Source organism: Streptomyces sp. NPDC050504, from assembly GCF_044458065.1.
GTDB lineage: Bacteria > Actinomycetota > Actinomycetes > Streptomycetales > Streptomycetaceae > Streptomyces.
The window spans coordinates 591,375-600,606 of the sequence record NZ_JBITHO010000003.1 but is presented as its reverse complement, the minus strand read 5'-3'; the positions used below and the strand labels follow the sequence as shown (position 1 = coordinate 600,606).

Below are 9,232 nucleotides of genomic sequence, written 5' to 3'. Positions count from 1 at the left end.
CTACTGCCTCCCTGCTTGTCGTTCGTCGAGCACCGCGCCGAGACGGGCGATCGTCGTGTAGTCGAACAAGTCGCTGATCTTGAGCCCGCACTCCGGGTACTTCGTGGAGAGCGCTTCGGCCAGCTGGATCAGCAGCAGCGAATTGCCGCCGGAGTCGAAGAACGTCCGGGTCCTGTCCAGTTCCGTCACTCCCAGCAGCCCGCGCCACACCGCGGCCACCTCGCGTTCGGTCTCGGTGCGCGGCGGCTCGGCGACGGCGGCCGCGGGCACGACCGCGGGCAGCGCGGCGAGGTCGAGCTTGGCGTTCCGGGTGAGCGGCAGCGCGGGCAGCGCGACGAAGGCGGCCGGAACCATGTACTGCGGCAGGATCCGCCGCAGGTGCGTCCGCAGTTCCTCGTCCGCGGGGGCGCCGGCCGGTCCCGCGACCACGTAGGCGACGAGGTCGGGCCCGCCGCGCAGGTCCTCGCGCACGACCACGACGGCGTCGGCGACCAGCCGGTGCGAGCGCAGGGCCGCGGCCACCTCGCCGGTCTCGATCCGGTGGCCGCGCACCTTCACCTGGTGGTCGATGCGGCCGAGGAACTCGATGCGCCCGTCCGGGAGCCGTCGCACGAGGTCGCCCGTGCGGTACAGCCGGGCGCCGGGCGTGCCGGAGAACGGGTCGGGCACGAAGCGCTTCGCGGTGAGCGCGGGCCGCCCGGTGTAGCCGCGGGCCAGGCCCGCGCCGCCCAGGAGCAGCTCGCCCGGCGCGCACGGCGGCACCGGGTTGCCGCCCTCGTCGACGACGTAGGCGGTGGTGTTGCCGATCGGGCGGCCGATGGGCAGCCGCCCGTGCGGTGCGGACACCTCGCCGAGGTCCTCGTAGGTGGCGAACAGCGTGCTCTCGGTCGGCCCGTACATGTGGCGCAGGGCGGCGTCTTCGCCCTGGAGTCCACGGGCGCGGACCGCCGTCGCCGGGGGCAGGACGTCGCCGCCGACGAAGACGGTGCGGAGCCTGCCGAGCAGTTCGGGCGCGCTCTCGACGACGAGCCCCAGCTGCGGCGATATCAACTGGACCATGTTGACCGGGTGGGAGCGCAGTCCGGCGCGGAGCTGGTCCAGCAGGCCGAGGCGGCCGGACTCCTCCGGTACGACGGCGATCGCACCGCCGTTGAGGAGCGGACCCCACAGCTCGACGAGGGAGGCGTCGAAGGTCAGCGGCGACAGCTGAAGACACACGTCGGCGGGGCCGAACTCGTGGTAGCGGGCGCTGCGGACCAGCCGCGCCAGGGAGTGCTGGGCGACCGCGACGGCGTTCGGCCGTCCCGTCGAGCCGGACGTGTAGATGATGTGCGCGAGGCTGCCGCCATCGGCCACCGGTGCCGGGCCGTCGTCCGTCTCCTTTCCGGCCCGCTCGGCCAACTCCTCCCAGGCAAGGGTCTGTTCGCACCAGGAGAACGCCTCGGCGCTCGTCTCGTCCGTGAGCACCAGCGCGGCGCCGCTGTCGGCGACCAGCATGCGCAGCCGCTCGGCCGGGTCGGCCGCCAGCATCGGCACGTAGCAGCCGCCGGCCTTGAGGACCGCCAGCATCGCCACGACGCGCTCGGGGGAGCGCCGCATGCTCAGGCCGACCGGGGTCTCCAGCGACACCCCGTGGGCGCGCAGCGCCCGGCTCGCCCGGTTGACCCGCCGGTTGAGCTCGGCGTAGGTCAGGACGCCGTCCGGGTGGTACACCGCGGGGGCCTCGGGCGCCCGCGCGACCTGCTCCTCGAACAGCGCCTGCACGGACGCGTACGGGTAGTCCCCGCCCACCTCGTTGTCGACGAGCACGGCCGGGGCCGTGACGTCGGTGACCGCGACGTCGCCCACCGGGAGGTCGGGCCGTTCCACCAGCCCGGCCAGCGCGGTGGCCAGCGACGCGGTCAGCTCGGCGACCGTCCGGGGGTCGAACAGCTCGGCGTCGGCCGACACCGCCACCCGCAGGACGTCGTCGCCGTCCTCCTCGAACACGATGTCCAGGTCCACCGACGTGCCCATGCGGATGCCGACCGGGGTGGCCCGCAGCCCGGCGAACTCGGTCGCCCGGTCCGCCTGTTCCAGGCTCACCGCGACCTGCGCCAGCGGGTTGCGGTTCATCGCCCGGTCCGGGTTCAGCGCCTGGACGACCTCGTCGAAGGGCAGGTCGGCGTGCTCGAACACGTCGAGGAACTCGTCGCAGACCCGGTCGAGCAGCTCCCGGAAGGTGGGCTGCCCGTCCAGAGCGGTGCGGACCACGACGCCGTTGACGAAGAAGCCGACGACCGACTGGGCCACCGGCAGCGGACGCTGCGCGATCTGCGCCAGCAGCGGTACGTCGTCCTGCCGCGCCCAGCGCCCCAGCACGACCGAGGTCGCGGCGAGCACCGCCATGTACGTGGTGACGTGGTGCTCCTGGCACAGGGCGCGCAGGGCGCGCACCGTTGGCGCGGGCACGGTCACGGTGTGGTCCGTGAACGTGAACGCCGGAGCGGCGGGCCGCTGCCGGTCGGTCACCAGGCCGAGCCCCGGAAGGTCCGCGAGGTGCTCCCGCCAGAACGCGACGAGCCTGGCGCGGCGCGCCGCGTCGAGCCTGCCGTGCTCCCACACCGCGATGTCGGCGGGCTGTACGGGGAGCGGGTCGAAGCCCGTCTGCTCGCCGGTCAGCGCCGCGCGGTAGGACGCCGCGAGTTCGCGGATCACGACGGGTCCCGACCAGCCGTCGATGACGCTGTGGTGCGCGACGACGACGAGGAGGCCCAGGCCGTCCGCGCGCAGCAGCGCCACGCGCACGAGCGGCCCGTTCTCCAGGTCGAACTGCCTGCGGCACACCGCTTCCGCGGCCTCCAGCACCGCGGGGGGCACGTCACCCGCCGCGCCCGGGTCCGCGCCCGGGTCCGCGGCGGTGGGCGCGGCCACGTCCACGACCTCGACCTCGCACCGCGTGCCCGCAGCCCCGGCGCGGCGGACCCGCTGGGTCAGCCCGTCGGCGGAGACGAACACGGTGCGCAGCGACTCGTGCCGTTCGACCAGCGCGTCCACGGCGTGCTGGAGCGCGGGCACGTCGAGCGCCTCGTCGAACCGCAGCACGAGGGAGAAGTTGTAGAGCGCCATGTCGGGGAAGAACCGCTGAAGCGCCCACAGCCGGGCCTGCGCGGGCGACGCGGCGAAGTCGTCGTGCTCCGCCCCGACGCGCGGCAGGGCGGTCGGCGCGAATGACTCAGTCATTGCCACCTCGCTCCTTCTCCAGTACCCGTGCCAGGGACGACACCGTGGTGTTGCGGAAGAACAGCCGCAACGGGATCTCGTGCCCGGCGAGTTGCTTGACCCGGGCCGAGACCTGGAGCATCGCCAGCGAGTTGCCGCCGAGCGCGAAGAAGTCGTCGTCGGCACCGACCTCGGGCACGCCGAGCACGGCCGACCACACCTCGCGCAGGACGCGCTCCAGCTCCGACCGGGCGGGAGCGGCGGCCGTCGCGGGCCGGGCCTGCGTGGGCTGCGGCAGCGCGGCCCGGTCCAGCTTCCCGTTGGCCGTCAGCGGCAGCGCCGCCAGCACGACGATGTTCGAGGGGACGGCGGCCGCGGGCATCTCGGCCGCGAGCGCGGTCCGCAGCTCGTCCGGCTCGGGCGGCGCCGCCGGATCGGCGGGCGTGACGTAGCCGATCAGCCGCGCCGACTCGCGCGCGTCCTTGCCCGGTACGACCACCACGGCGGCCGCTGCGACGTCGGCGCGCCTGCGCAGCGCGGCGGCGGTCTCGCCCGGTTCGACGCGGGTGCCGCGGATCTTGACCTGCTCGTCGGAGCGGCCCATGAAGACGAGGTTGTCCTCGGGGCCCCACGCGCCGATGTCGCCGCTGCGGTACAGGCGGGCGCCCGCCGATTCAACGAACGGGTCGGGTACGAAGCTCGCGGCGGTCGTGGCCGGTTGACCGGCGTAGCCGCGGGCGACGCCGACGCCGCCGAGGCAGATCTCGCCGGGCACGCGGTGCGGAACGGGATGCAGGTCCTGGTCCACCACGTACGCGCGCAGGTGGGCGAGCAGGCGGCCGAGCGGCGCCACGTCCCCCGACCACTGCGCGGGGTCGTAGGTCCAGCCGCTGGTCGTGATCGTCACTTCGGTGGGGCCGTAGCCGACCACCAGGCGCACGCCGGGCGCGAGTTGCCGCCAGCGCGCGAGTTCGGCGGTGGCGACGGCCTCGCCGCCGAGGATCAGCAGCCGCAGCGCGCTCGGCGCGAGCGCGGGCTCGCGGGAGAGCGCCAGGGCGAGTTCGTAGCCGTACTGCGGGGTGAGTTCCAGGACGGTGGCGCCCTCGGCCCGCAGGATGCCGAGCAGTTCCACCGGGTCCCACAGGTCGGGGCCGCGCAGCAGCAGGGTCGCGCCGGTCGTCAGCGGCAGCAGCATCTGCTCCAGCGCCGCGTCGAAGTTGACCGAGGAGAACTGGACGGCGACGTCGGCGGGTCCGAACTCGTAGGACCGCGCGACGCTGCGGGTGTTGGTCGCCAGCGAACGGTGGTCGATCGCGACGCCCTTGGGCACCCCGGTGGAGCCCGAGGTGTACGTCACGTACGCCAGGTCTGCCGTGCCGGGCAGCGGGAATCCGGCCTCCGGTTCCCGGCCGACCGTACCGCCGCTGCCGCTCGTGTTGCTCGTGCCGCCGTCCTCGGCGGCGTCGACCACCTGGGTGGCGCGCCTCGGGGGCAGCAGTGCGGTGCCGCGGGCGGCGAGCCGGTCCTCGGTGAGCAGGACCCGGGCGCCGGAGTCGCGCAGGGCGAAGGCGATGCGGCGGTCGGGGAGCACCGGGTCCAGGGGCAGGAACGCCCCGCCCGCGCGCAGGACGGCCAGCAGGCCGACGATGAGCCGGGGGCCGCGTTCGAGGAAGACGCCGACGACGGTCTCGGGGCCGACCCCGGCCGCGCGCAGCCTCCGTGCGAGGGCTTCGACCCGCCCGGCGAGGTCGGCGTAGCCGATCCGCTGGTCGCCGCACACGATCGCCGTGTGCTCGGGCCGGAGCGCCGCCTGTTCCAGGAACGTCGCCACCACGGTCGATCCGCTCGGCGCGACGGGCGGCGGGTTGGTGCTCTCGACGAGCCGTGCGGCCGCGGCCGGTTCCAGCAGGCCGATGGAGTGCAGCGGCGCCGTCAGGTCACGGGCGAACGCGCGCAGCACCGTGCGGAAGGCGGTGAGGAGGTCGGCGGCCGCCTCGTCGTCGAGCCTGCCGCGGTCGTACTCCAGGTGGAGGGCCGCGGCGGAGTCGTCGTCGACGCTGAGCACGACGGGGAAGCCGACGCGCCGCGAGGTGCGGTGCAGCGAGACCTCGACGCCGCCGGTGCGCGCGTGGGCGACGGGTCCGCTCTCGCACACCACGACGGTGTCGAAGAGCGGGACGCCGGGGCGTCCGGCGAGCGTCTGGAGCGTGGAGAGGGAGGCCGTGCCGTGCGGGCCGGCGGCCCGCAGGTGCTCGGCGGCCCTGGTCACCAGGTCGAGGACGGTCTCGTCCGGTTCGACCCGGAGCAGCGCGGGGAGGGTGGCCAGCGCGGTGCCCGCTCCGACGGCTTCGACCGCGCCGTTCGCGCGGGTGGAGCCGAACAGGACGGTACGGCTGCGGGTGTAGCGGCTCAGCACGAAGGCCCACACCGCGTGAACGGCGCTGTGCCTGCCGTGCGTTCGGCCGAGCTCCTCCCACGCGGACGTCTCGGCCTCGTCCAGCGGGACACTGTACTCGGCGATGCCGCTGGAGCCGCTGGCGTCGGAAGAGCCGGAGGTGACCGCCGGGAACGGATTCGTCTCGTCCGTGTCGGCCAGCCGTCCGCGCCAGAACTCGTCGTCGGACAGCTCCGCGTCCGCGTGCGGCTCGGACGGTACGGGCTCCGCCACGAGCGGCGCCCCGGCCTCGGGGGCGCCGGACACCAGGCCCGCGTAGAGCGCGAGCAGCCGCTGGGTCAGCGTGCGGCGGCCGCGGCCGTCGAGGTGCGCCTGCGACGAGGACCAGATCAGCAGGTGGGCGGTGTCGTCGAGCCGGGCGACGGAGAGGTGCGCCGCCGCGGCGGTGTCCAGGGCCGAGCCGGCCTCCCGGTGGTGCTGGAGGGTGCGCTCCAACTCCGCCTCGACGTCCGCCTCTTCGGCCCTTGACCAGTCGTACCGCACCGGGCTGACGTCCGGCGCGGTGGACGCGACGGTCCGGTGGGGCCGCCCCGACCCGTCCCAGACGAACGCGCCGCGCAGGACGGCGTGTTCGTCGAACAGGGTCCGCCAGGCGGTTTCGAGCGCGTCGAGGTCGAGCTTGCCCTCGACCCGGAACACGTGCTGGACGACGCCCAGACCGGCCTCGCGGTCGTAGGCGGTGTCGAACAGGACGCCGTGCTGGAGCGGCGTCAGGGGGAGCGCGTCAACGGTGTCCGCCGGCTGCTCGCCGGAGGGGGGCGGGGGCGTCACGACGCGTACTCGTTCGTGATGGACACGTCGCGCCGCGCCAGCAGGTCGTACAGGCACCCGAAGAGTTCCGAGGGGTGCTCGATGTACGCGTCGGGTTCGGCCTCGTGCAGTTCCACCTTGGTCCCCATCCCCCAGCCGACGGCCACGGTGCGGGCTCCGGCGGCCGCGCCCGACGCGATGTCGACCCACGAGTCGCCCACGACGACGGAGTCGGCCGGGTCCAGTCCGTGGAGCTCGCACAGGGCGACGACGCCGTCGGGCGCGGGCTTGCCCGGCAGGTCGTCGTCGCCCGCGACGAGTCCCGAGAACAGTTCGCCGATCGAAAGGTGAGCCAGGATCTCCTCGGTACGGCGCCGGTCCTTGCCGGTGATCAGCGCCGAGTCGACGCCCATCGCCCGCAGTTGGCGGCACACCTCGATCGCCTTGGGGATCGTCACCACGTCGGCCACCCGGGCGGAGGAGAGGGCGCGGAAGACCTCGTACATCTCGCCGGGCAGCCCGAGTTCTTCGAGGATGGTGGGGAACGGCTGGCCCAGCCGCTTGAGGAACTCCTCCACCGGCGCCTCGCCCGGTCCCACGGTCTGTGCGTACGCGAGACGGAACGAACTCGTCATGACCTGCCGCGAATCGATCAGGGTGCCGTCCAGATCGAAGATCACCAGCTTGCGCGGCGGTACCGGCTCCGTTGTCACCTTCAGCATGCGGCTACAGGATCCCTGCTGCGCGGACCGAGGCGAGCAGGTCCTCGGTCTCGTACGGCTTCAGCTGGGCGAGCGGCGGGCGGACCGTCGCGTGGGCGATGACGCCCTGCGCCGCGAGCACGGCCTTGATGCGGGCGATGAACTGGTTCTTGGGGTTCGCGGTGGCGGCGACGCCGTGCAGCAGGCTGTCCGCGAACACCTCGGACGCCTTGTCCCAGTCGCCGGAGTTGGCCGCCGCGTGCAGCGCGATGACCTCCTTGGGCAGGAAGTTGCCGGTGGCGATGGCGCTGCCCGCGGCACCGAGGCGGAGCGCGGAGACGAGCGTCGCGTCGTCGCCGGCGAAGACGGTGACCTGCGGCGCCAGGCGGCGCAGCTCGGCGACCCGCTGCGGTGCGGGCAGCGCCATCTTCACGTACTTGACGTTGTCGAACTCCTGCGCGAGCGCGGCGACGGTGGTGGCGTCCACCTCGATGCCGTCGGCCCCGTCGTAGATCATGACGGGGATGTCGACGGCCTCGGCGACCGCGGAGAAGTGCGCGAGCTGGGCGTCGGCGGACTTGGCGAAGTAGAACGGCGGCAGGACCATGACGCAGTCGGCGCCCGCGGTCTGCGCGTGCCGGGCGAGCTTCACGGCCTCGGCCGTGCTGTCGGACCCGACGCCGACGGTGACCGCCACCCGGCCGCGCACCAGCTCGACGACCTCGTCGACGGTGTCCGCGCGCTCGGCCGCCGTCATCGTGAAGAATTCGCCGGTCGTCCCCAGTGCGATGACGCCGTCGGCGCCCGCGTCCAGGACGTGCTCGATCAGGGAGGAAAGCGATTCGCGGTCGCGCTCGTGATCGGGCAGGAAAGGCGTCACGAGAAGTACGTGAGTTCCGCCGGTACGAAGTTCAGTCATGATTTCTCCTGTTCGAGACGTACGTGCTGCATTGCGCTGGGTTTTGCCCAGCGCAATGCGCGCCGCTGGTTCATTTGCGGCGTAATTGAGAGAGCGGTGACGCTATACGTACTTCGTCATGTCGATTACGTATCCGGAAGCCGATTCGCGGAGTGTGCGGGACTTCCGCAGGTCACGGGTCACCAGTGCCTTGCGGTACCAGCGGTCGTATCCGTCGTACTTCGGACGGAAGGGCTGGCGGCCGTGCACGGAGCGGTAATTGTCGATCAGGCAGACGTCGCCCTGGTTCAGGTCGATCGACTGCTGTACGCGGCGGAACTCTTCGAGCAGGTTCGTCAGCGCCCGGTCCGCCTCGGCGTCGCCGTCGACGGCCTTCATGTACTCGCGGCAGTCGATGCGCACGTAGGGCTCTTCGGCGTCGCCGTTCAGCAGGGGCACGAGCTTGGGGCCCGTCTGGCCGAGGCTGGCGGCGTTCCTGACGGTCTCGGAGTCGGGCGAGAGGACGAACCGCGCCTCGCGCAGGACCTTCTCGTCCTCCTCGCTCAGCCGGATGTCGTCCATGAGCGAGACCGTCGTGGCGATGTGTTCGCGGTTGCGGAAGCACATGAGGCCGACGAAGTCGCACCGGAAGTCGTTGAAGCCGTCCTCGCAGTGCACGTCGAACTCGACCTTGCTGCCGTGGCCGGTCTGGCTGCTCTCGTCGCCCGCGATCGGCACGACGTCGTTGAGCAGGCGTCCGTCCTGGAGCGACTTCCAGCAGAACAGGTCGCCGAGCCGCGAGGTCAGCAGGGTGAGGTACGCGTCTTCCCGCGGCGTGGCCAGGGAGCGCTCGCGCCAGTGTCCCGGCGTCGTGCCGATCGCGTCGTCGCTCACCGGGAATCCGGACACGACGACCGCGGCGGTCAGGCTCTCGCGCCGGTACCGCTCCAGGAAGCCGACCAGCCGCTCCGGAAGGTGCACGGAGAGTTCCGCGGCGCGTCGGACGAATTCGACGCCGCTGGCCTCACTGAATTCGCCGCACAGGCGTCCTACTAGCTCCTCGACCTGATTGAGCTCAGCAGTGGTCAGATCGAAACGGCTCAAGGTGGACAAGGTCACGTCTACACCATCTTCCCCTAGTTGGAACACGTTGTCCCAACCCCTGAGATGATCATGCTATCCCAGCATCCCTCGTTTGAGAGGTTTTTTATTGATAAAAAAACGGGC

5 protein-coding genes are annotated in these 9,232 nt (G+C 72.5%); all 5 read right to left on the bottom strand.

Translation table 11 applies throughout. The features are described 5' to 3' along the window. The 5 genes from ACIBNE_RS13770 to ACIBNE_RS13750 all read right to left on the bottom strand — a co-directional run bounded on the left by ACIBNE_RS13770 (position 1) and on the right by ACIBNE_RS13750 (position 9,109). Positions 1 to 3,222 (bottom strand): amino acid adenylation domain-containing protein, encoded by a 3,222-nt coding sequence (locus ACIBNE_RS13770; RefSeq protein ID WP_399271574.1) that lies wholly within the window; start codon positions 3,220 to 3,222, stop codon positions 1 to 3. Further along, positions 3,215 to 6,427 (bottom strand): amino acid adenylation domain-containing protein, encoded by a 3,213-nt coding sequence (locus ACIBNE_RS13765; RefSeq protein ID WP_399271575.1) that lies wholly within the window; start codon positions 6,425 to 6,427, stop codon positions 3,215 to 3,217. Before ACIBNE_RS13765 ends, ACIBNE_RS13770 begins: the two co-directional genes overlap by 8 nt. Next, positions 6,424 to 7,128, bottom strand: coding sequence for an HAD family hydrolase (locus tag ACIBNE_RS13760; RefSeq protein ID WP_399271576.1), 705 nt, complete (start codon positions 7,126 to 7,128; stop codon positions 6,424 to 6,426). Before ACIBNE_RS13760 ends, ACIBNE_RS13765 begins: the two co-directional genes overlap by 4 nt. A 4-nt stretch (positions 7,129 to 7,132) precedes the next feature. After that, positions 7,133 to 8,026 carry a dihydrodipicolinate synthase family protein gene (locus ACIBNE_RS13755; protein WP_399271577.1) on the bottom strand — a complete coding sequence of 298 codons (894 nt, stop codon included), beginning with the start codon at positions 8,024 to 8,026 and terminating at the stop codon, positions 7,133 to 7,135. A 102-nt stretch (positions 8,027 to 8,128) separates the two neighbouring features. Then, on the bottom strand, positions 8,129 to 9,109 hold the full coding sequence (locus tag ACIBNE_RS13750) for a TauD/TfdA family dioxygenase (protein WP_399271578.1): 981 nt from the start codon (positions 9,107 to 9,109) through the stop codon (positions 8,129 to 8,131). Positions 9,110 to 9,232 lie beyond the last annotated feature (123 nt).